Raw genomic sequence first — 23,096 nt, forward strand, 5'->3', positions numbered from 1 at the left:
AATGAAAATATTGCAGTTTATTTGTTCTACAGGGTTTTATGGCGCAGAGCGCTGGGTATTAGCACTTTCTAAACATATGCCAAGCGATGTAACTAGCGAGTTGGGAGTAACCTTAGAGCCGGGTACGGAAGACTTAGAGCTGGTTAAGGAATTCCAATCTATTGGTAAAACTCATCACGTTCCTATGCAGGGCCGGTTTGATTTAGGTGCAGTAAAAAGGCTCGCCGCGCTAATAAAAGACAATGATATCGACATTATCCACACTCATGGCTACAAGTCGGATATTTTAGGGGTGATGGCCGCTAAAAAAGCCGGTATCCCTTGCGTGGTAACGCCACATGGGTTCGAAAATGCGGCAGACTTGAAGCTTCGACTTTTTATTTGGGCGGGATGCCAAGTCATGCGATTTGCCGATAAAGTGGTTCCTCTATCAAAGCAGTTATTGGCTGATGTAAAAAAATTCAACATTGCCGAGGACAAACTGTCCTATATTCAAAACGGTGTAGACCTTTCTGAGGTTGAAGCAGTACGAGTAACTAAAACCCCGAAACCACAAGGTAGTGTGAAAACTATTGGCTTTGTGGGCCAAATGATCAGCCGCAAAAACATTACCGCCATACTCGACTGTTTCGACGCTCTATATAAAAAACGACAAGACATTCGTCTAGTGTTTCTTGGTGATGGCGAAGACCGCCCTAAACTAGAATCCTATGCTCATACTCTCAGTAGCTCCGGTGCTATCTCATTCTTGGGTTTTAGAAACGATAGGTTAGAACAGCTACGCGATTTTGATATGTTTGTTATGACTTCTACTCTGGAAGGCATACCGCGCTGTTTAATGGAAGCGTGCGCAATGGAAATTCCAGTGTCGGCCTACGATATTGCGGGTATCGATCAACTCATTACTCATCGAGAAAGTGGTTTACTTACCCCTTTGCATGATACCGAACAGTTACAAAAAGACTGGGAAACACTACTAGACGACACCGGATATGCCCAGCAACTAGCACAAAATGCACGTACCTTTGTACAAGAGAATTTTTCGGCTCAGCGTATGGCTGACGAATACTATGAATTATTTTCTATTATGCTGAATGAGAAACGCAATGGGTAAACCCAACGTTTTATTTGTTCTTACTATAGATACAGAAGAAGAATGGCGGTGGGACGAAGAGTTTCCACAGCATAACTGTTCGGTACAAAACGTAAAAAAGCTACCTGCATTCCAAACCTTTTGTGAAACGTTAGGCATAAGGCCCACCTATTTTGTCGACTACGCTGTAGCGAACGACGAACAAGGTAGCGCTATCCTTCGCGAATTTGTGAATAGAAAGAAAGCAGAAGTAGGTGCCCATTTGCATCCATGGTGCAACCCACCGTATTTCGGTAAAACTACCGAAGCCGAAAGCCACGTAATAAACTTACCAGAAGAGCAAGTAGTACAAAAGTTAGACGAACTGCACCGCGTTATAAATGAAAAAATAGGGGTAATGCCTCGTTCATTTAGAAGCGGGCGCTGGGGTATGAAAGGTAAAACTCTTGAACTGCTGGCCTCAAGAGGCATAACTGTAGACAGCAGTGTATACCCCTTTTACGAAAATGAATTTTTTCACTGCAAAGGCGCCCCCGTTACTCCTTACTACCCCAGTTTTGAGAATGCCTTGGTACCAGGTGAACAGCAAAATATTATGGAATTGCCGGTAACGGCAGGGTTTAATGTGGCTGATTTCAGCAAAGCGGATAGAATCCACACTAGGTTATCAAAACCGCCATTTTCAACAATAAGAGCTGTAGGCCTTCTTTGGCACACTAAAATTCTTAAGAAAATATATTTAAGCCCTGAGCTATCTGATACAAAAAGTATGATTGAGCTAAGTGATACCTGTTTGGATAAGCAACACAATGTAATTCACATGTACTTACATAGTTCTAGCTTAATTGATGGTGTTACCGGGCTTTTAAACGTAGACAATGCCTATGAGCTAATTTGCTCTCGCATCTCACGGTTTCTTGCACACCTAGAAGCAAAAGCAAACGTTTCGTATTGCACCATCTCTGAAGCGGCAACGCGACTTACGGCAAAAGAGGGTGCTGTTACAACACAGCTATCGCAAGGACAGCATTGTGAATAATAACAGCGATGAGCAAATAGTTATCCAAGTTGCTACTCTATCAGATGTTGCAGAGTGGGATACTTATGTGAGTGCGCACAAACTAGCCTCTGCATATCATAAATTTGCATGGCTAAATGCTGTAAAATACTCCTACGGGCACGAGCCATTAGGGCTATTAGCAACAAACCAAAGTTCAAGAAAAATAGTGGGCGTATTGCCAGCAGTATTAATGAAAACGCCTTTTTTAGGCAAACAAATATGCGCTTTGCCATATTGTGATGTGGGGTATGCGCTGGCAGATAACGACGATATAGGACTTGAACTGCAACAATTTTTAACTCAGCAGCTTTCTGCAACCGGCGGTAAAGCGCTCGAAATACGTAACATAAAAACTGAGCCACAATCACCTAGTAGTTTAGAAAATCAAAAAGTAAGAATGCTACTTCCATTACCAAATAGCAGTGAAAAATTGCTAGCAGGATTCAGATCTAAACTTCGCAGCCAAATAAGAAAGGCAGAGAAAAACGGGCTCATCGCTTCGCTTGGTACTAATCAGACATTAATTAACGACTTTTATACGGTATACACCAAGAACATGCGCGATTTGGGTTCACCCGTGCATGCAAAAAAATGGTTCGAACAAATAGTCGGTGCTTACGAAGAAAGCTGTATAATTAGCGTAGTTTATAAAGACAACACCCCCATTGGCGGTGGCCTTGTATTAAAAAACGCTGCTAATGCGTCTATTCCATGGGCGTCTACCCTTCGCGAATACAATAAATTGGCCCCTAACATGTTGCTTTATTGGTCGCTATTAGAACACTGTGCAGATTCAGGCATTGAGACGTTTGATTTCGGCCGCTCTACCTACGAAGAAGGCACTTATAAATTTAAGAAGCAGTGGGGCGCACAGCCTCAGTTGCTACATTGGCAAAAGTTTGATCAACACGGTGCACTTATAAAAGAGCAGCTAGCAGCCGCGTCGCCAGGTAAACTGCGCCCCATCGCTGAAAATATGTGGAAAAAGCTTCCTCTTACAATTACCGTAGCCGTTGGTTCGACAATCAGACCGCATATCAGCTTATAGGGAATAAGAAAACATGTGTGGTATCGCAGGTTTTAGTTTATTTAATTACAACGAAGGTGGTGAAGAAGCACTTCACGCTATGCACCACGCTATTTTGCATCGCGGTCCTGATGCCAGCGGCATCTACCTAGATGATCACATCGGGTTATGCCATCGCCGTTTGAGTATTCTCGACTTATCTGAGGCGGGTAACCAGCCTATGTATTCTGCCGACAATAATTTAGTTATTGTTTTTAATGGCGAAATATACAATTTCTTAGAACTACGAGCAGAGCTTGAGCAACAAGGCGTTGCCTTCAAAAGCCATACCGATACTGAAGTTATTCTAGAACTTTACGCTCGTGAAGGCGTTAAATGCCTCCAAAAACTGAACGGAATGTTTGCCTTTGCCCTGTGGGACAAAACAAAACAAGAGCTATTTATCGCCCGCGACCGTTTAGGCAAAAAGCCCCTTTATTATTTTTCTGACAACGGGCGCTTTGCGTTTGGTTCAGAAATTAAGGCAATACTTGCACTAAAAGATATTCCGCGAGAAATTCGGTTAGACGCGGTTTACGATTTTTTTGCTTATCAGTACGTGCCCGACCCCAAAAGTATATTTAAACACATACACAAACTTCCCCCCGCCCATTATCTTGTTTTAAACAAAGACGGTTTTAACATTCATGAGTATTGGGACTTAAGCTTTAAAAATGTTTCTTCAGCCAGCGAAGAAGAAAACAAGGTCCAGCTAAAAGCATTACTCGAAAAAGTAACCAAACAACGCATGATTAGTGATGTACCTTTAGGTGCCTTTTTGAGTGGCGGTGTAGATAGCTCGGGCGTTGTGGCGATGATGAGTGAGATAAGCGAAACACCGGTTAAAACCTGTACCATTGGATTTGATAATAAAGAGTTTAACGAAGCAGATTTCGCACGTGAAATAGCTGAAAAATACGAAACAGAACACCATGAGTTTACTGTACATCAAAATGTTGCAGAACAATTAGAACACATTGCTAGCTTTTTTGATGAACCCTTTGCCGACCCTTCGTTAGTACCAACGTTTTTTGTGTCTGAACTGGCCAGAAAGGCCGTTACCGTGGCATTGGCCGGCGATGGCGGCGACGAAATGTTCGCCGGCTATCAAAAGTACACTACGGATGACATTGAAAACAAACTTAGGAATAAGTTTCCTGAAAGCATTAGAAAAACGATATTCCCAAGCCTTGCAAAAATAGTAGGCGTATTGCCAGGGGGTATTGGAAGAAAAGGGAAGTCGCTACTTACCAGTTTATCGCACGACCCCGCAATGGGCTTTTTCATCACAAACAGTATGATGACCGACGATATGTGGAATAAGCTGGTAAAACCCAACGTAGCCACAACGCTTAACGGTTACCACCCAAGCCAATACACGCTTGATATGTACAACAACGCTGATGGGCCAGATCACTTAAGTAAAATTTTGTACACCGATATTAAAACCTATATGACCGGCGATATATTGGTGAAAGTAGACAGAATGAGCATGGCTAATTCTTTAGAAGTACGAGCCCCTATTCTCGACTATCAAGTTGCAGAATTTGCCGCTACCCTCCCCTCGTCACAAAAATATCGTGATGGTGAAAAGAAGTATTTACTTAAAGAAGTGTTTAAACCGTTTATTCCCGATTCTTTACTGTATAGAAAAAAAATGGGGTTCAGCCCCCCCTTAGATGAATGGTTCAGGGGCGAGTTAAAAGCATTGTCAGAATCAAGACTGCTTCAATGCAATGAGGGTTTAAGCGATGTATTTAATACAGCCGCTATTAATTCTATTTGGCAGGAGCATCAAAACCGCACGAAAGACCACGGCATTGTATTGTGGAGCATGCTGATGTACCAAATGTGGTACGACCGATATGCCGTTATGCAAGAGCGTACATCATAATGAAAGTAATGCACGTTACCTACGATATGCGCATTGGCGGCACTGAAATGGTTATTAAGAACATCATTGAGGGAAATGTTAATGCAAATATCGAAATGTCGATTTATTGCATAGAAGCCCCTTTAGGCCCTTGGGGTGAAGAGCTAGCGCACTCTGGAATTTGCATTACCACAAAAGAACGCAAGCCAGGTTTTGATACTTTGCTAATTAAAGCATTAAGACAACACATTAAAGAAAACAACATAGATATATTACATTGCCACCAATACACCCCTTGGGTATACGGTGCGTTAGCAGCGGCCTTTACAAAAACAAAGGTTATTTTCACAGAGCATGGGCGCTTTTACCCCGACAGTACAAGCTGGAAAAGAAAGCTCGTTAATCCGATATTACTCTCTTTCACATCGAAGGTAACCGCCATTTCAAAGGCGACAAGTGAAGCATTGACTACCTATGAGTTCATTCCTAGCCGTAAGATTGACGTGATTTACAACGGCATTAAACCATTAGTGGTAAAGCAGAACGAAGTAGATGCGTTGCGCACGCAGCTAGGGTTTAATGAAACCGATATAATACTGGGTACCATTGCACGGTTCGACCCGATTAAAAATCAGCTTATGATGATTAATGCATTTGCAGATGCCGCAAAAGACCAAAACGACCTTTATCTACTGCTTGTGGGTGACGGGGAAATGCGTGAAGCACTGCTACAAGAAGTAGATAGGTTAGGCATTAACAATAACGTTATTTTTACTGGCTATATTGCCAAGCCCGCAAACTATTTAGCGCTAATGGACGTTTTTTTACTTTCATCGCTAAGTGAAGGAACGTCGATGACATTGCTTGAAGCAATGAGCCTAGGCAAACCTTGTGTAGTAACCGATGCAGGCGGCAACGCTGAAGTTGTCACTCACAATACTAACGGCCTAGTAACAGAAAACGATAACAAAAATGCATTTGCAGCAGCAATATCACAATTAACACAGCGCCATGAAATGCGAGAAAATTTTGGTGAAAATGCTATCGAAAAATTTGAATTGCAATTTAGTGAACAAAAAATGAACGAAGCATTCCGAGCTCAATACAATTACCTTATGCCGTCGGTTCAGTGAGAATTTAACGTGAAAGATAAACAAAAAGTAGAGTTGGTTTTCTCTGAAGTATTCCCACCAATGCATGGTGGAAGTGGTCGTTGGTTATGGGAAGTATACTCTCGCCAAGATGCCGACAAGTATGTTGTGGTTGCCGGTAACGCAGAAGATGACACTCTTTTTGATAGTAAAGCCGAACTAAAAATTCATAGAATTTCTTTTAATTATTCGTCGTGGTCTGATTGGGCGCTATTTTCACTGGGCGGCCTTATTTTTTATACTAAGCTTTTCCTAAAACTTAGAAAAATTATTAAGCAATACCATGTAACGGCTATTCATTGCGGGCGATGCATTCCTGAGGGCTTTGTTGCCATGCTGTTCAAGCTTTTCAAAGGTATTCCCTATTATTGTTACATACATGGTGAAGATATTGAGAATAGTGCGACTAGCCGAAGCATGACTGCCATGCTACGACCGGTGCTTAAGCGAGCAGACCTTCTCATTTGTAATAGTAAAAATTCACATCGCTTACTACTTGAGCATTGGGATGTTCAAAAAGATAAATGCTGCATTGTTAATCCTGGGGCGAATACATCTGCATTCGTACCAGCCCCCCGCTGTGAATTTACTCGAAAAAAGCTTGGATGGACAGACAGGTTTGTATTGGTGACTGTATCAAGGCTCGAGGAACGCAAAGGCCACGATATGATGGTTAAGGCCATGGCAGATATTGTGAAAAGCGTCCCCAATGCGCTGTATGCCATTATTGGCAGTGGCCCCCGTATTGAATACCTTAAACAACTAACTCACGAACTGAACTTGGCTGATCACATCAGGTTTATGCCCAATGTGAGCGATGAAGCCATGGTTGCATGTTATCAACAAGCAGATGTATTTGTTCTTCCCAATAGAGATGTAGGGCGTAATATTGAAGGCTTTGGAATAGTAATGATAGAAGCGCAAGCCTGCGGCATACCTGTTATAGGTGGCATGTCTGGCGGCACACCCGAAACATTAGTGCACGGCCAAACTGGCTTTAGCGTAAATTGTACTATGCCAGATAGACTTATTAAGCATGTAGTTTTGTTGGCGAGCGATGATGAAAAGCGCGAAAAAATGGGGTTATGTGCCCGTAAACATGCAGTGCAATTTGATTGGGAAATAAAAGGCCCTGAGGTAATACAGAACATAGAACGCTTGGAGCCTACCAAGTGATATCTGCACTACTTTACTTATTACCATTTTTGACGGGCCTGGCAATGTCTTTACGACACGGCCCCGTGCTTATTTTTATGGTGTACCAACTCGATTACTTCTTAAACCCACAGAATAAGTGGTGGGGAAGCTACTTACCCTTTCTAGGTGCACAGTTTTATCTTGTGCTAACAATGTTAATCGTATTTTTCATAGGATTTGGAAAATACTGGCCGAACAAATACTTTAAACATCCACAAATCGGATTTATGTGGCTAACCATAATTTGTTTTTGTGCAGCTTATTTTAATGCGCCATATCTTCAATATCATATTTCAGCGATGGATGCACTGCTTACAGTGGCCGCAGTGACATTTCTCATAGTCAAATTATGTACTCAAAAAAAACATATCTCTTGGATAGTCGATACATATCTTCTCAGTTCTTTCCTTTTAGCTTTTTATATATTTGGTTGGGGCCGCGATAACTCAGGCCGAGTGGCTGGTGTGGGAATGGTCGATGCCCCCGATGCTAATCTAGTGGCAGCGGCATTGGCCCCAACTATTGTAATATTTATAGCTAAGCTTATTGCTCATAAATCGTTAATCCTACGCGGAGTATATTCTATTGGGTTAATTTTTTCCTTAAACTCGCTGATATTGATTAACAGTAGAGGCGCATTTTTGGGAGTTGTCGCGGGCGTTTCTTATTTTCTATTCATTAGCTTTAGAAATAAAGCTTTCACTGCCAAGGAAAAAGGTACAATTTTCCTTGGTATGCTACTTTTTGTAGGTGCCTTCTTTAGGCTAGCAGACGATACCTTTATTAATCGAATGATGACTGTTCAAGAGCAATCAACACTGAACGAAGAGCAAGAGACAGGTTCAACTCGCGTCTTTTTCTGGCTTGCCTCAATAAAAATGGCCAAAGACTACCCTTTCGGAGCGGGAGCAGGAGCCTTTCAATATTATGGGACATACTATATTCCAACTCATATCGACACTGGAAAGTCTCGACAACGGGCTGTTCATTCGACATGGTTTGAAACACTTTCCGAAGCTGGTTTTCTTGGCCTTTTGTTTTTCACGCTTATGATATGGCACACATTCAAAGCTTTCGCTCGTGTAAGAAAAGAATTGTGGAAGCGAAAAGACTTTATTGCTAGTTCATTTGTTCTTTCTTTGTCTAGTGGCTTTGTAACATTTATCGTTTGTATGACATTCATTAATAGAATGCGTGCGGAAGTACTATATTGGCTCGTCGCGCTTTCCGCTTGCTGTCTCAATATGTATTTATCCAAGAGTGATCACCAACCTTCAAGGCAAGAAGCGAGTTTAAGAAAAAGGAACAACCTATGACTCTTCCTAATTTTATTTGTGTAGGCGTACAAAGGGCTGGCACAACGTGGTTATATGAATGCCTAAAAGAACACCCTGAGGTGTATGTGCCAGAGGTAAAAGAGCTAAATTTCTTCAATAGTCATTTTGAAAAAGGAATAGAATATTATGCGTCATTTTTCGAAGACGCTGGTGCTGAACATAAAGCAATAGGTGAACTTTCACCAAATTATTACCATATTAAGTCAGCTATTGACCGAATATCTGCTGCCATGCCGAATTCTAAAATTATATTAATTTTACGAGAACCGGTAGCGAGAAGTTATTCCCATTATCAATTAAGCCTAACAAATCAATGCAATGGAATGACCTTTGACGAAGCAATGGAGCAAGTACCAATAATTAGTACGCTAAGCATGCAAGCGACATTTGTAGAACACATCCTTAAGTCTTTTCCTCGCAACAATATACACCTAGCATTTTATGACGAACTTCAAAATGAACCTCGATCATTCTTAAAGGGGGTTTATGGTTTTTTAAATGTTGATGATAGCTTTACCCCCTCTATTCTGAATAGCCGTGTGAATAGAATTATATTTCCCCGTACCCAAGAGTTCCTTAAAAAATTGGGTTTATCTAAACTAGTTGAATATATCAAGTCCGGTTGGTTAGGAAGTGTTATTAAGGAGCAGTATAATACAGGAGGAAGGAAAAAAGAGTTGAAAGTTAACAATATTCACAAAAGCAAGTTCTTGGGAGATATTGAAAAGCTAGAAGAGTTACTGCAAATTGAGCTTTCTCATTGGAAAACTAAATAAACTTCAATGTATGAATTATACTTTTAAGTTCATATAATTAGGTAAAAAGGATGGATGTGCGCAACGATATTCAATTTTTGAGAGGTATTGCCGTTCTCTACGTAGTTTTTTATCACAGCGGATTAGACTTTTTACCGCAAGGCTTTCTCGGCGTAGATATTTTTTTCGTGCTATCAGGTTTTTTAATCACTAAATTAATTCTAGAGCAAATAGAGCAGAATAAATTTAGCTTCTTAAACTTTTATCAACGACGTGTGAATCGACTCCTTCCTGCTTTATATGTAACACTTATATTAACATCGCTACTAAGTATACTTTTTCTTACCGCTTCACAGCTAAAAGACTTTTCCTATCAATTGATAGGTGCAGTAACATTTAGTGCAAATATGGTGCTTCCCACGCAGACTGGTTACTTTGATGCAGCAGCAGAAGGAAAACCACTTCTCCACATATGGTCCTTATCTCTCGAAGAACAATACTATTTTTTGTTGCCTCTAGTATTATTTTTAACTCCCAAAGGGCTTCGGGTTGCAGCATTAATATCTGTTTTTATGGCCAGTATTTACATGTGTTTTTCATGGTCTTATGCTACTGACCAAAACGTACCCTTGCTTTGGCGTTTTAGCGATGTCAGCAAATATGAGTGGTCATTTTATCTATTGCCAACAAGAGCTTGGGAGCTTCTAGCAGGTTCAGTCACTGCATGGTTGTATTTAAATAAACGAATTGCAGTCACTCCGCGTACTAAGATTGCTTGCCTTTCTATAATACTGACCTTAGGTTATCTACAAATAACGCATTCCCACCCAAGCATAGAAGCACTAATCATTGCATGCTGTACGGCTGTTATTCTATTAGGCGATGATCTATGGCTTTCGCAAAACTTTATTAATAGAATGGTAATTAAGGTTGGTGACTGGTCATACTCTATTTATCTAATTCATTGGCCTTTATTTGCATTCTCCTATTTAGCTTACGTTGGGCAAACACCACTCCTTGTGAGTTGCTTAATCATAATTTTTTCGATTTTTTTGGGTCAAATTCAATACAAATATGTTGAAACACCTTTTCGTCACAAAGGTGCTCCGTTACAGCTATCGAGCTTACGGAACTTCGTTTTCGCTACCGTCCTTGTTTTAACTATTCCTATCATTATTACCTTACTACCAATAAACGAAAATTTTGATAATAGAGTTATGGCCCAAAAGGAATTGAATTATGGGTTTTCGCAAGAGTGCCAAGATGCAATAGATGACAGATTAAATATGAATATTAAGTGTACTAATAGTGGATCGTTCGACACTGTTATTTGGGGGGATAGTTACGCCATGCACTTGGTGCCTGGGCTCAGCATAAAAAATAACATTGGCCAAATAACGAAAAGTATGTGCGGTCCATTTTTAAATATTGCTATTGTCAACTCGAATTACAGCGAACAATGGGCTAAAGATTGTATTAACTTCAATGCATTAGCTTTCGATTTCATTAGAAAAAACGACAATATCAGAAACGTAGTTCTAAGTTCCTCAATCGAGTTTTACTTAGAGAACGATATACTAGTGAATGATGGTAGAATTATAACTGGTAGCTCAGTACTCGTTGACTCATATAAATTTATGATAAATGAACTAAATAAAGCTGGGAAATCTATTGTGTTCGTATCTCCCCCCCCTAGAGACGGGAGAAACATTGGAGAGTGTTTAGAGAGAGAGTATGGGCCTGCTCTATTACTACTAGGCGACTGTACTATTAGTTTTGAAACTTACCAAAAGCACCAGAACGGTGTAACAACCATCTTAAAAGAACTGGAGAGCGTTAGCGCCTTTTTTGATGTCTCAACGCTATTTTGTGAAAAAGGTAGGTGTATCACTTCAAAGAATGAAACGTGGCTGTATAGAGACAACGGGCACCTGACAATTGAAGGTTCAAAATTGGTATTGGGAGACTTAAAGATAGAGGATTTATACAGCATGCAAAAAAGAGCGGGCGCTCAACAAGAGTAATCATGCAAAATTTAAGGCCTTCGTAGCCAAAACTTTAACTACGCCATAATTTGCATAAATATGGCGTAAAAAACATAAATCTCAACCCAGACCAAATAGTAAATACATTTCGATTACTTGCTTTATTCAAAATAATTAAAATAGATTTAACTTAAGAACTCAATCACAAACTACAATAGGTCATAGCATTCTGGTTTTATGCCATCAGCGATAAATTTGTTACAAATAGTAGAAAGCTTTTCACCTAGTAGTTTTGCTTTATCCGCCTCTCTGTTATTCAGCGCTAATATGCTCGATGGATTTTCTAAAAATTCGTCATAGCTCATATGATTAGTCAGCGAAATAAGACCTTTATAACGAGCATCATTGTAATGCGGCACAAGGAAAACTACTGGAGTCCCAATGGCAGTACAAGGTAAAGCACAATGCAGCCTTTGTGTTATGACAAGACTGGCACCTTTGTAGGTATCCAAAAGCTTTTGCGCTCGTTTAAAGCCGATATTTCGGGCTAATGTGGTCCCCAACTTATTGTCGACCTTTTGAAGCAATAGTAGAGTCTTATCGTAGTATTGCTTTACAGTTAATTGATTATCTACCAGTTTGCTCGGCATCTTTGAAACTAGACGCTCAGGGATATCCATGAATACAGTAGAATTATGTTTGTTCGGTATATCGCGAGTTTGTAAGGTAAGCGTTAAGCAGCCAGAAAAGTATGCGTCCACACCTCGACTCTGCAAAAACTCTTTAGTTTCAAAATCACGACAACCGATAGGTCCATGGCGCTGAAGAAACTCCAACGTCTCCTTTTTCTCAAAAACCGGACGCGCTTGGGGCGTAATGTGGAACGATATAAACAACGGAGAAATAAACTCATTTGATGGTAGCCATGTGGCTGTATTGTGAGTATACCAACCGTTAGCGATCAGCCTCGCAGGCTCCGTAACGTTACTTGAATCCCAATTATCTCTATCGACGAAGAAGTCTACTGTCGGTAGAAATCGCTTAGCTGCGATGCTTTGTATTTCATCCCCTAAGTTATCAGAGTTGGAATATTCGTATAAACAGTATTTCATCAATTCAGTCCTAAAGCATATATTCGTAAATTTTTATTTAAATTAGTCGGAAAATTACATCTTAACATTGAGGAAACCCTCTCAGCCTTCTAAAGAGCGTATTAAGTTTCCAACTAGTGTTTAGCTTTTTGGGAATTAATCTAGCTAATCCCTTTGGTTCAACAATCTTAATTGCCTCAGAAGCCTCTATCCATTTCACCCCTCGCGCCTCAAGATTGTAATGCCAAATACTTCGGTTTTTATGGTAACTATTATCAAATAACGTAGTCGGTTTCCCAAGGATAGAACCAACGATTGAAGAATGTGTTCTATTGGTTACTATCTCTTTTGCATGCAGGTGAATTCTCACCCAATGTGCGAAACTTTTGGCTATTTCAGGCGGGTCTACAAGTAAAAATTGCGGAGTCGGCACAAATGTTATACCGCTATCTTCTTTATCAATCCTGTAACCGTAGAGAGAATAGTTATACTTTTCTTCTCCAGCAAGCACCTGTAACGCCGCTTTGGTTGAATGAAATGCTGTGTCGTTATCTAACAATACTTCAGCGCTTCCTTTCAAACAATTTAAGTTGTTGAATATTGAGTAAGTTGTTAGCTCCCTTGCGAACAACGTAAATTTGCGCTTTGCGTTTATGATTTCGCCAAACTTTCCTTCTAAAAACTCAACATCCTGTGAGCACGTACAAGGTCCATAGATCACATCTAAAGCATCTGAGTTTATCGCGTGTTTCAAAGCTCTAAACCCTGCATCAGTTGACCAAGAGTTGAATGCACCACCACCATGGATATAAATCACTTCATTCGGTTTAGGCGTGTAATCGAAAAATTCATTAATCTTAAATGTTTCATAGCTAAGGTTAATTTTCTTTGCCAAACATTCAAGTCCAAAATATATAAGGTAATCGCCCCAGTTGCCCCCAGGTTGAACAAATATATGCTTTTTATCTTTGTTAGTTAGAAAAATATTTTCTAAAGTTTTCACGTAAATACATCCTTTCAATTACTTTGTCTATTTCAAGGTAAACATCTAACTTCATTAACTTTGAGGAGAAAAACCAAATCAGAAGAGAAATGAATGGTAGAAAAACCAGTGTCAACGTTACCTCATTTCTATCATATAAAAGTAATGGGCTAACGGATAAACCACAAACAAACGCTACTCTCGCAAGCTTAATTGCCAACAAGGCGACATTTAGTTTGAATAAGCGATTGAGAATAAAAAGATAAGTAAATAATCTAATCGTTTGAACTGATAGCGACACAGCCATGACTATATAAACTAAATCTAAGTCAATACATGCTATTAAAATTGCTATTTTCACGATCATCATTAACAAGTTCGCGTAGAAAACTTCCCCAGCTTTGCCAATTCCGACGAGGATCTCATTAGCATACTGAGTAATAGTCATTAAGATCTTTGCCAAGCAAATCCAAATAAGTAAATCTGAAACGAGCAACCATTGGTCCCCGTATAAAAGGTTTATTATTGGTTCTGAGAAATATGCTAGCGTTATCAAACAAGGCCAAGCGATTGATGCTTGAATACAAGTCAGCTTAATATATGTGGGAACTATTGCCTCTCCCGAATTTGCTTTGGTTGCAAAAACTGGGGCTATTAATAAATTCACAGGGTTAGACACCAAACGGTCAAATAACGCTACAGTGGAAGAGCCTCTAGAGTACAAACCGACGCTCTCCATTCCAACAAGTTTACCTAACAACCAATCCTGAGAACTATTTCCAATATGGTTTACAATTCCGGTTAGTCCAACTATTGATGAAAAAGAGAAGATATCTTTGCTTCCCTTCACTCTTAAACGTTTGGGGTTATCGTCGTATCGGAAAAAAAATGTTATTAGAACTGAAGTAAGTGATATTGCTATTAGCCCTAGCGGTAGTGAGAACACGCCCCACCCCATATAAGCAAGACTTAACGTAATGAGAGAACCCACTAAATTACTAGTTACGTCAATAATGGATAGTTCTTTCATACGTAACTCTCGCCTTAAACGAGACTTCGTGATAGCGCCAAAAGGAATAAGCATAAGATTAAGCGATAATAATTGTAATACCGCGGTCAAACGCGCTTCGTTATAAAAGTTGCCAATTGGGACTGCCATAAAAAATTGCAACGCCGCAACAAACGAACTCGTTACTATCAAAAGAAAAAGCGCACATTCGAGCTTTTGCGTTGTGAGCTCCTTTTCTTTTATTATGTAATTACTCACCCCAAAATTTCTGATTAATTCAGCTATGACTGCAAACACCATTGCGACAGAGTAGAGTCCGAAGTCCGAAGGCTCTAATAATCGAGCAACAACCATGGATGTCAAAAGCTGGAATACTATTACTGCATAACCACCAAGGTAAGAAAATTTTAACGCTGAACGAAATGACGCCACTACTTCAGAGTCCTGCTTTTAATAGCGTCAATAGCACCTTTAGCCCACGCGCGAGAAACGCCATATTTAAGGGCGAGTCTTTTTGAAAACAAAAAAGAAGCGCACTCTTTGATGGAGTTTGAGTAAAATATTTTAGAAAGCCACACAGGGACAGCCTCATAAGTTGCTAACTCTGTACTTCCAGCAGTTAAACCAGCACGGTATCTACGATTACAAACCCATTCATAAGTTAAAGACTCTGATGGAACAGGGTGTAGCACCGTAGCTGCTGATACTTTCCATCCCTTAAAGCCTTTAGCGAGTAAATAGTTTTGAAGACGCGTCTCCTCTCCAATACCGCCTGATTCAGCTGTAGCCGATTCCCCATCATAAACTTGACCGTTTTCGTTAGTAAGTAATTCGATAGCTTTTCGAGAAATTGCGTGATTACCACCTAAAAACTCTGGTTTATTCGTCTCTGAATCTTCATCGAAAAACAACCCCTTGACCGACGTAGGGCAGTAAGTAAGCAACCACTCTTGGGGACTGCTTTCAAAAACGGGTTCTATCTGGCCACCATAAAAATACATTTGCCCGCGCTTAGAGAATGCTTCGTAATAGTGGCTGAGAAAAGATTTACTGAAACTTAGATCGTTATCAAGAAGTAAAATGAACTTAGCCCCGCTAGATTTAACACCTAAGTTTCTCGCATTGGTTAGACCTGCGGTTTCTGTGTAAATATAAACGATGTTTAAGCTAGGATATAAATTGGTAACATTTGAAGCGTTTGCTTCTTGTCCATTCTCGACAACTATTATCTTCCCAAAACCAATCGGCTTATCAGCCAATTGGAAACAATCCAATATATTTAATAGCTGCGTCAATTCGCCATAATGAGGAATTACTGCATCCATCGTAACTTCATACATTATTTATCTACCCTAATAAAACTGATGAGATTAGATAAAATCAACTTGACATGAGTTGCAAACAGTGACTTGTAAAACAGAAAATTTTTAGGGCTATTGTTTATAGCGACGCAAATGGCACTTATACTTGCCTTGTAATCACCTAAAGATTGTTCAGCCATAGAGAGCTCCCACGCATGAACTTCGCTAACACGCTTTTTTGCTGCTTTTTTTTGTTTCGAATTCACTGCTTCTTTTTCAATTAATCTATATCCCCTAATCATTGTTATCGCGCTTTTCTTTAATTTTTCAGCTGGGGTATTAGCTGATACGGTAGAAATGTTATCGTCATGCACATGATAGATAAGATGAGTATTTTTGAGGTACCCAAACTTAAACCCTTTGATGGCAGTCTTCATGCAATAGAAACGGTCGTAAGCAGTTCTAAAGCTCTCATCAAACAAATGACTGTCGAACACAGACCTTTTGATTATTGAACATTGCATGCTACCGGGAAGTGTATGCTCTATGATCGTCTCAGGAAGCCTCGGGTCTATAATGACCTTAATTTCCCTGTCTCCAACGAACCTACTTTCAGATTGAAGTGAAATGACAGGGTGCTCATTGCCACGTTTGTCAACGAAGTTTGACTCTTGCAATACATTTCGGCTTTCGTGCTCAATTATCTTTATACTCGCAAAAATCCAGTCGATATCTTTGTTTGACTCCATGGCATCAAAAAATTGCTTTAAATGATAATCTGGCCATTCATCGTCGCTATCAAAAAGGACGATATATTTACCTTTTGCGTGTTTTAAACCGTTGTTTCTTGCTTTATAGGGCCCACCATTATCCTGATAAACATATTGATAAGTCAGAACAGATTCCCGAAAATGCTTTTCTATCCACGCATGAGTGCCATCGCTGCTTCCATCGTCAATAAGAATGACCTCAAACTCTTTGAATGTTTGAGACTCCAAGGTCCTAAAAAGTTGAGGAAGAAAAGCCTCTCGGTTGTAAAGTGGAACGATTACCGAGACAGGTAGACATAAATTTTCCAAGTTCATGGTGCTCCAATGTGCAAAACTTCTCCGGTAACTAAATTTACGGGAATTAGACTGAGGATTAATAATAACTTGATATGCTTTATTTTATGTGAGCCGCGGTTATGAAGTTCGTTTACTATATAACGAATAATATAACGCCACACCAGCCATGGCTATTTGTTTGACAACAAGTTTAATAAGCTCTTTGCGTAATTCAAATATACATTATATTTAAAGCGGTTACTCCCTATAAAGTGGATAACGGCGACCTCTTCGTTAAAATTAGTCCCTTCTATTAATGGTCTAAATTCTGGAAAGCAAAAATTCTGATACTTTGGCCAAGGAAGGACATTAAGATTTTCACACAGCGCTATCATGGTATTGCATGCAAACTGCTCCGTTCCCCATTCATGCCATCGCTCTCCCAATATCGATTCCATTTCTTGAGAGAATTTAGAAAGCTTATCTGTAAGTCCTGCTCCTTTAGGAAAACCGGTAAACGCTGCACATCCCCTCACATAATGGGCTAAATCTATTGAAGTGATTTTTAACAATTGTCTTTCTGCTTCAAACTGAATATTTTGACTGCCAGACTTTGAAGAGTAATCCACTATCTCATCAATGCTAACCGTCTTCGGCCAATCTGGTGAAGACGAAATAAAAGCACGATTAGCATTAATACAATCGTTAATCTCTGGAATCTCATTTACAACTAGAATATCTGTATCAACTTGTATTACATAATAGCTATCTGTAAGCTCTTGAATTCTAAGTAACCGCTCCCAACAACCGCCAGCGGGGCAACCGTAGCGTTCTATATTTTCAATTTTTGTAATAGTCAGACCAGGGAACGCGTTGAACAGAATTTCATGGTGTTCATTCGTCAGACTTCCATCATCAATAACCTCAATATTTACGGAACACTCTAACTTTCGAATCAAAGAGTGAATAGCAGCAACACCCATATAGATAGCTTTTGCATATAACTGAGTCATCACAGTAACTTCTGCATTCGAGTTAGACTCTACAGGATCTAAATTTAGATACCCTTCCAATGCACTGTTTAATCGAGATTCATCAATCTTTCTAACTAATTTGTCTTTAAAAACACTAAATTTCATTGGGTTAAACCCTTCCCTAATAAGCTTCATTCATTATTAATTTCATCGTACATTGCCACGGAATGGTATCCAATGGGTCTTATTTCGTTTCTGCGATCGCGTATAACCCAGCCACCTGTATTTTGAGCAAGAAAATTATTAACTATAAAACCATAACTTCGGGACAAAAGTAATTTAGATCTATCCGTTTCAATCCTCTGATTCAGGAGGTAAAGATTCAGCTTCATAAACTCTGCCTGCGCCCACCAAACCGGTTGTTTCTCAATCAATTGATGATTGTAATCTGCTCTTCCACTCAGGCTACCCTCGGACTCATTCCAGCCAATCATTAATGCATATTCAACTAGCGAGTTTGCTAGCTCTCTATATTTAAAGTCTAATCCATGATCTACCGCGCGATAAAACAGATATGCCCACTCTATTTGATGGCCTAACTCTACATAACCACCGTTACTAATTGCCAGCGGCTGGTCAACGTTTTCATAATATTCAGCTATATAGCCTTCGTCTTGTATTAAAGAAGTCGCGACAAAGTTCGCAATTGTCTCTATATCCTGCCAAACAATGCTGCTTTTGGTTAAGTCGTGTAATGCTAGAAGTGCCTCAAACGAGTGCATTAATGCGTTAGTAGACCACGTTTCGTTATAGGGAGTGCTTTCAGCACCACTATTCTCTTCACTTTTGACAAGCAAAAAACCTGTCGCCAAATCACTCAACATCCATGTTGCCAAAGCCTTGTCTAAGAAGCGCTCTTCTTTTGAAGCGTCGTACGCATGCGCCATGGCGAAAAGCGCAAATGCGGTATCATATTCCTTTGACTTGCTGCGTTGTAGATAATTATCTCTATTAACGCTAGCAAACCAGTTTGACGTCGACTCGTCATACATGTGGTCTATCATAAAATCAGCGCTTTTAATCATTGCAATGAGGTAACGATTATCGTTTGTGGCCTCAAAGCCTTTTGCAAAAATATACACTTGCCTTGCTTGCTGATACAACGCAATAGAGTCGTTAGGCACCACCTCCCAATCTGCGTCAAACAATTGTACTGCGTAATTGTTATTGGCCATTGCCCAGTCTAGTCGTGGGCGAATGATCTGCATCATTTGCAACTTTGCTAACGGTGCACTGATTATACTGCCCTCTCTGCCTGCTCGCGCATCATTGTTATGCCCAAATAGCAGAAATAAGAATACCCAGGGAATAATCACTGTTATTTTCATCTAAAGCTTCCGTGTGAATGAGGTAGGTAAATACAGTGCAACCATCTGTTTTAGCCGGACTATATGGTAGTGCTTCGACTTTGTCAGGAATAGTAAGAACAGGGCTGTATAAATGGCCACAAACATAGCCAGAGAAGACCCTGTTTGCAAGATATAGCTAATTGACATACTTGCACTAGAAAACTCGCTAAAGCCAGCCAGCCAAGCCGTACTAAGTGCAAGCCCTGTAAGCACAATAATGGTGGTAACAAGCCTTAAAAGTGCTTTAAGTAATCTCCAATGTCCAATAAACACCCATATCAACAAAACACAAGCGGTGAACAGACCAGATAGCGCACGATACCAGGCAAGCTCTGTTAGCGTTGCGTTGTAAAAAATCGCCATCAATAGCGTTAAGCCAACAACAGCTAACGACGCAACGTCGAACAGAAATAAGAACCGAACTTTATCAAGTGCAATTAACGCAGCATCAAGTACTTGAACAATGCACCAATAAAAAAACAAAATCGACAGCACCGGCAGTAATTGCGCTGCCAGATGCCATTTATCGCCTAATAGCACGTATACAATAGGTTTCGAATAAAGCGCCAAAATAGCAAGGATAGGCAGGCTAATAGAAACAACAACTAACAATGAAAACGCAACGTTGTTTAGCAATTCACTTTTGTTTGTCCTATCATTTTTTAACACAGCAAGTAGTGGCTCAATTGCAGGGCTAAGCAGATAATGTGCGGGCATCATGGCAAGGTCGCGCGCCATATGGTAATTACCTAACATTGATGCGGTGAAAACTTTTGCAACTACCAATGTGTCTATTTGAGAGCGAACATAACCCAATAAATGTTTGCCTAGCATCCACTGAGAAAAGCGCCACTGCTTACTAATAAACCTTAACGTTAGGCGTGGTATCCCTTTCATCATAAAAAACGAAAGCAGCAAACCAAAAATAGCAACTAACACATCGGTTATAAGAAATGCCCAGTAATCGCCCAGTATAAAAGCCAATACTATTAATACGGGAAGCGCGAAAACTCGCTCAAGAAAAGAAAGCCAAAACAGAGGCTTAAAGCGAAGTTGCCGCTTAAGCAGCATTATTTTATGTGACTTAAGTGCTTGAAGCGGCAAAATAGTCGCGCTAAACATAATCGCACTACTCAACTGAGGTTTATCAAAGAATGCAGCAACGCTGCTTGCGCTTATAACAAGCCCTATTGCTATCAAAACTTTAAGTACAACGTTCAATGTCCAAGCTGTATGTAAATCGTAGAATGCCACCCTATCCTTCTGAATAATGTATTGCTCGCCTGCAGCGTGAGAGAGAATATCAAAAAAATACAATGCCATACTGATTATAGCGATAAAGCCAAAGTCTTCCGGCGTTAAGATACGCGCAACAATCACGGTACTAATAAGGCCAAGCGTTTTACCCAGTAATTTTGCGGCGACTGAGAAAAAAGCACTATTAATGAGCTTGTTAGCATTTAGCATTTTCGAGGTTGCCGAGGCTGACTTTTGGTGTTTGGTAGCAAGGCACCAAAGAGAAGAAAGAAAAACCACATGTTGGTGCGAGATGAATCTAAAGGGTCTCCAAATAAGCCAAAAGCAAACTGCCCAGCTAAAAATGCGCTAAATATGGCTGCGGGCAAACTAAGCAACTGTTTTTTTGAGCTGTACGCGATAGTAGCTGATACAATTAAAGCACCTATTAACAATGCCCCTACAACGCCAAACTGGTACGCAAAACTCAGATATAAATTTTTAATGTGCCACACTAAATGCTCAAAATCATAATAGAAGAACCAGAAGTCGCCTCCATTATCGAACGAATTATTTTTCAGAAGTTGTTCGCCATTTGCATCAACTAGCGAAATCGACTCAATCGCTATTGGAACATTACCCGCTGTTGTTTTTATTGTAAGCGCACCGGGCAAGCCAAAAAAGGTGTCTTTGGTAGCAGTGAGCCCCATTAAATAGGTTTTACTCTGACCTGAACTGGTTGAAGGTAGCGTTCGCCTAACTATATTTCCGCAACCATGAGCCCAAAACTCAAAAATGATCATATTACGCCTACATAGCGCTACTGATATCTGAACTTCTTCATTCGCTGAATAAGTTATTTCAAACAAATACGCGCCATTTGAATCAATAGGTGTTCTTTGAGTAAGCATCAGGTCTGAACCTGGTATAACCGTTAACACTCCGTTTTGCGGCTCAATCTCAAAGGTACCAATTCTGTCCAATTCTCCTTTACCCGACAGCGCATAATTGGTTGGCATGGTACCTAAACCATGTCCTAGTGCTATGTCTGCGGCACTCCACCTTCCGCTATCGACAATACCCTGCCAGTGTTCCAGTCGCGTATTTAAGTCGCTAGCACTGGTTTCAGCGCGAATGTTAATTCGAGCGCCGGAAAAGGCTGCAGCTATTAAAACTCCAATCAACACCAGTATTATTGTTTCGGTAGCTAAACGCGGTAATTCTAAAATGCCATTGCGTTTTATTGCGAAAAGCGATGTGAACGCAATAAGCGGCAAGCTAATCGCAATATACAGTGCTGATTTTGACACCGTATTAACATCAACCCACTGGCTATTATTGAAGCTATCAACATTAATATAACCAAAGCCAATAAAACCAATGAGCATTCCCATAAGCTTTATGAACAAGTTAACACCGCGTACTTGGCTTAGCGCAATCGTTGTTGCGTATAATAACCCAGCCGATAGCTCGGCGTAATAACCGGAGTACTTGTGAAGCGAGTAAACTGAGTACACTAGCAGTAAATAAGCCACAACATTTCCAATAACTAAACCAATGGGCATATTGGAATAACGTATGTTATTCGTGGCATCTGCATTAGGCGTCGTAGTGTTACGCCACTTTTCAAAAAAATAAAGAATGCTATATACAACCATTGAGACAAAGCTTGCTGCATAAGTCGCTCGGGTGAACCCCATTAGTACGCAATACATAACCGCAACAACCGCTGCAATCGCAACAAACCGAATCGCATTTTGTTTAAAAAAGAAACATGCACCGAACACAAGAGGCAGTAACGTAAGGTAAAGGCCATCAATACTCTCACCTCCGGTATGCATGCCACTTACAATGCCCGTTGTTCTGTAAGCAGAACTGAGATTGAAAAAAGTATTTACCTTTGTATAAACATCTGCGCCCGAGAATAACGTTCCAAGCACTTGCTTTTCCCACATCACAGCTATAAATGACGCCAACGCCGCGAACATACTAGCCTGTAAAAGATGCTTCAGCGCTCGTGTGCTGTCACTTCGTTTTTGTTGATTAAACGCCCAAACCAGTACTAATGCCCATACAAAACCCTTAAATATAACGAAGCCGTTTAAAGGCGACACATAAAAATTAACCGTAAGCGGTGCAAATACGCTAAACCACGAAGAGTCAAACGATGTTAATAAACAAAATACAACGAGCAACGCGCTAAGATACAGGTGGCGCGATACTTCGTATTCATTACGGTATTTAATGAAAAAATAAGCGCCAGTTATCGCAACAAATATATCTAGTTCGTCTACTAAATATCGCCCTGTCCACGGGGCTAAATTTATTGCGAAAGTGGCAAATAAAAGCACGTAAAGCCACGTAAAATTGAAGTATCGCAACGCAGTGATATAAGCTAAGGCCGTTAGCAATAAGGGGATATGGTAAGAAGGGAAAGTAAATAAGCCCACACATGCGAACAAAGCCAAAAGCGCTGCAAAAAATAGTGGCTGCAAACCACGAGAGGATGAGATGGCATTATTCATTCGGTC

General features: G+C 40.2%; 18 protein-coding genes. 9 read left to right on the top strand and 9 right to left on the bottom strand.

The window, feature by feature from the left end; all coding sequences use genetic code 11:
* The first annotated feature begins 1 nt into the window (after position 1).
* The 9 genes from ACXAGV_RS00925 to ACXAGV_RS00965 are packed head-to-tail and all read left to right on the top strand — an operon-like array spanning position 2 to position 11,556.
* The gene (locus tag ACXAGV_RS00925; RefSeq protein WP_474871040.1) at positions 2–1,114 is read left to right on the top strand and encodes a glycosyltransferase; all 1,113 of its coding nucleotides are present in this window, start codon (positions 2–4) and stop codon (positions 1,112–1,114) included.
* Positions 1,107–2,132, top strand: a complete 1,026-nt coding sequence (locus ACXAGV_RS00930; RefSeq protein WP_474871042.1) for a polysaccharide deacetylase family protein — start codon at positions 1,107–1,109, stop codon at positions 2,130–2,132. Before ACXAGV_RS00925 ends, ACXAGV_RS00930 begins: the two co-directional genes overlap by 8 nt.
* Entirely contained in the window at positions 2,125–3,201 is a 1,077-nt protein-coding gene (locus tag ACXAGV_RS00935) for a GNAT family N-acetyltransferase (protein ID WP_474871044.1), read from the top strand. Before ACXAGV_RS00930 ends, ACXAGV_RS00935 begins: the two co-directional genes overlap by 8 nt.
* A 13-nt stretch (positions 3,202–3,214) precedes the next feature.
* On the top strand, positions 3,215–5,113 hold the full coding sequence (gene asnB / locus ACXAGV_RS00940) for an asparagine synthase (glutamine-hydrolyzing) (protein ID WP_474871046.1): 1,899 nt from the start codon (positions 3,215–3,217) through the stop codon (positions 5,111–5,113).
* Positions 5,113–6,225 carry a glycosyltransferase family 4 protein gene (locus ACXAGV_RS00945; RefSeq protein ID WP_474871048.1) on the top strand — a complete coding sequence of 371 codons (1,113 nt, stop codon included), beginning with the start codon at positions 5,113–5,115 and terminating at the stop codon, positions 6,223–6,225. Before asnB ends, ACXAGV_RS00945 begins: the two co-directional genes overlap by 1 nt.
* 9 nt (positions 6,226–6,234) lie before the next feature.
* Complete coding sequence (locus ACXAGV_RS00950; protein WP_474871050.1) at positions 6,235–7,419, top strand: glycosyltransferase family 4 protein; 1,185 nt, start codon at positions 6,235–6,237, stop codon at positions 7,417–7,419.
* Positions 7,416–8,756: an O-antigen ligase family protein gene (locus tag ACXAGV_RS00955; protein ID WP_474871052.1), complete on the top strand. Its 1,341-nt coding sequence runs from the start codon at positions 7,416–7,418 to the stop codon at positions 8,754–8,756. Before ACXAGV_RS00950 ends, ACXAGV_RS00955 begins: the two co-directional genes overlap by 4 nt.
* A complete protein-coding gene (locus ACXAGV_RS00960; protein ID WP_474871054.1) occupies positions 8,753–9,553 on the top strand; it encodes a sulfotransferase family protein in 801 nt (266 codons plus the stop codon). Before ACXAGV_RS00955 ends, ACXAGV_RS00960 begins: the two co-directional genes overlap by 4 nt.
* A gap of 50 nt (positions 9,554–9,603) precedes the next feature.
* Entirely contained in the window at positions 9,604–11,556 is a 1,953-nt protein-coding gene (locus ACXAGV_RS00965; protein WP_474871056.1) for an acyltransferase family protein, read from the top strand.
* Positions 11,557–11,726: 170 nt separating this feature from the next.
* On the opposite strand, the gene ACXAGV_RS00970 is transcribed toward ACXAGV_RS00965, so the two are convergent.
* The 9 genes from ACXAGV_RS00970 to ACXAGV_RS01010 form a co-directional block, all read right to left on the bottom strand.
* Positions 11,727–12,629 carry a polysaccharide pyruvyl transferase family protein gene (locus ACXAGV_RS00970; protein WP_474871057.1) on the bottom strand — a complete coding sequence of 301 codons (903 nt, stop codon included), beginning with the start codon at positions 12,627–12,629 and terminating at the stop codon, positions 11,727–11,729.
* Positions 12,630–12,690: 61 nt separating this feature from the next.
* Positions 12,691–13,611, bottom strand: a complete 921-nt coding sequence (locus ACXAGV_RS00975; RefSeq protein ID WP_474871059.1) for a polysaccharide pyruvyl transferase family protein — start codon at positions 13,609–13,611, stop codon at positions 12,691–12,693.
* Positions 13,580–15,031, bottom strand: a complete 1,452-nt coding sequence (locus ACXAGV_RS00980; protein ID WP_474871061.1) for an oligosaccharide flippase family protein — start codon at positions 15,029–15,031, stop codon at positions 13,580–13,582. Before ACXAGV_RS00980 ends, ACXAGV_RS00975 begins: the two co-directional genes overlap by 32 nt.
* Positions 15,031–15,924: a glycosyltransferase gene (locus ACXAGV_RS00985; RefSeq protein WP_474871063.1), complete on the bottom strand. Its 894-nt coding sequence runs from the start codon at positions 15,922–15,924 to the stop codon at positions 15,031–15,033. The genes ACXAGV_RS00980 and ACXAGV_RS00985 overlap by 1 nt, the downstream gene beginning before the upstream one ends.
* Before the next feature lie 14 nt (positions 15,925–15,938).
* On the bottom strand, positions 15,939–16,985 hold the full coding sequence (locus tag ACXAGV_RS00990; protein ID WP_474871065.1) for a glycosyltransferase family 2 protein: 1,047 nt from the start codon (positions 16,983–16,985) through the stop codon (positions 15,939–15,941).
* A gap of 152 nt (positions 16,986–17,137) precedes the next feature.
* Complete coding sequence (locus ACXAGV_RS00995) at positions 17,138–18,085, bottom strand: hypothetical protein (protein WP_474871067.1); 948 nt, start codon at positions 18,083–18,085, stop codon at positions 17,138–17,140.
* A gap of 26 nt (positions 18,086–18,111) precedes the next feature.
* A complete protein-coding gene (locus ACXAGV_RS01000; protein WP_474871069.1) occupies positions 18,112–19,308 on the bottom strand; it encodes an AGE family epimerase/isomerase in 1,197 nt (398 codons plus the stop codon).
* On the bottom strand, positions 19,309–20,796 hold the full coding sequence (locus ACXAGV_RS01005; RefSeq protein WP_474871071.1) for an oligosaccharide flippase family protein: 1,488 nt from the start codon (positions 20,794–20,796) through the stop codon (positions 19,309–19,311).
* Positions 20,790–23,090 carry a hypothetical protein gene (locus ACXAGV_RS01010; protein ID WP_474871073.1) on the bottom strand — a complete coding sequence of 767 codons (2,301 nt, stop codon included), beginning with the start codon at positions 23,088–23,090 and terminating at the stop codon, positions 20,790–20,792. Before ACXAGV_RS01010 ends, ACXAGV_RS01005 begins: the two co-directional genes overlap by 7 nt.
* Positions 23,091–23,096 lie beyond the last annotated feature (6 nt).

Source organism: Alteromonas sp. ABH4_453 (assembly GCF_056160665.1).

Coding starts and splice junctions, on each gene's coding strand:
- ACXAGV_RS00925 (WP_474871040.1), top strand. CDS start 2: ATGAAAATATTGCAGTTTATTTGTTCTACAGGGTTTTATGGCGCAGAG.
- ACXAGV_RS00930 (WP_474871042.1), top strand. CDS start 1,107: ATGGGTAAACCCAACGTTTTATTTGTTCTTACTATAGATACAGAAGAA.
- asnB (WP_474871046.1), top strand. CDS start 3,215: ATGTGTGGTATCGCAGGTTTTAGTTTATTTAATTACAACGAAGGTGGT.
- ACXAGV_RS00945 (WP_474871048.1), top strand. CDS start 5,113: ATGAAAGTAATGCACGTTACCTACGATATGCGCATTGGCGGCACTGAA.
- ACXAGV_RS00960 (WP_474871054.1), top strand. CDS start 8,753: ATGACTCTTCCTAATTTTATTTGTGTAGGCGTACAAAGGGCTGGCACA.
- ACXAGV_RS00965 (WP_474871056.1), top strand. CDS start 9,604: ATGGATGTGCGCAACGATATTCAATTTTTGAGAGGTATTGCCGTTCTC.
- ACXAGV_RS00970 (WP_474871057.1), bottom strand. CDS start 12,629: ATGAAATACTGTTTATACGAATATTCCAACTCTGATAACTTAGGGGAT.
- ACXAGV_RS00985 (WP_474871063.1), bottom strand. CDS start 15,924: ATGGATGCAGTAATTCCTCATTATGGCGAATTGACGCAGCTATTAAAT.
- ACXAGV_RS00990 (WP_474871065.1), bottom strand. CDS start 16,985: ATGAACTTGGAAAATTTATGTCTACCTGTCTCGGTAATCGTTCCACTT.
- ACXAGV_RS00995 (WP_474871067.1), bottom strand. CDS start 18,085: ATGAAATTTAGTGTTTTTAAAGACAAATTAGTTAGAAAGATTGATGAA.
- ACXAGV_RS01000 (WP_474871069.1), bottom strand. CDS start 19,308: ATGAAAATAACAGTGATTATTCCCTGGGTATTCTTATTTCTGCTATTT.
- ACXAGV_RS01005 (WP_474871071.1), bottom strand. CDS start 20,796: ATGCTAAATGCTAACAAGCTCATTAATAGTGCTTTTTTCTCAGTCGCC.
- ACXAGV_RS01010 (WP_474871073.1), bottom strand. CDS start 23,090: ATGAATAATGCCATCTCATCCTCTCGTGGTTTGCAGCCACTATTTTTT.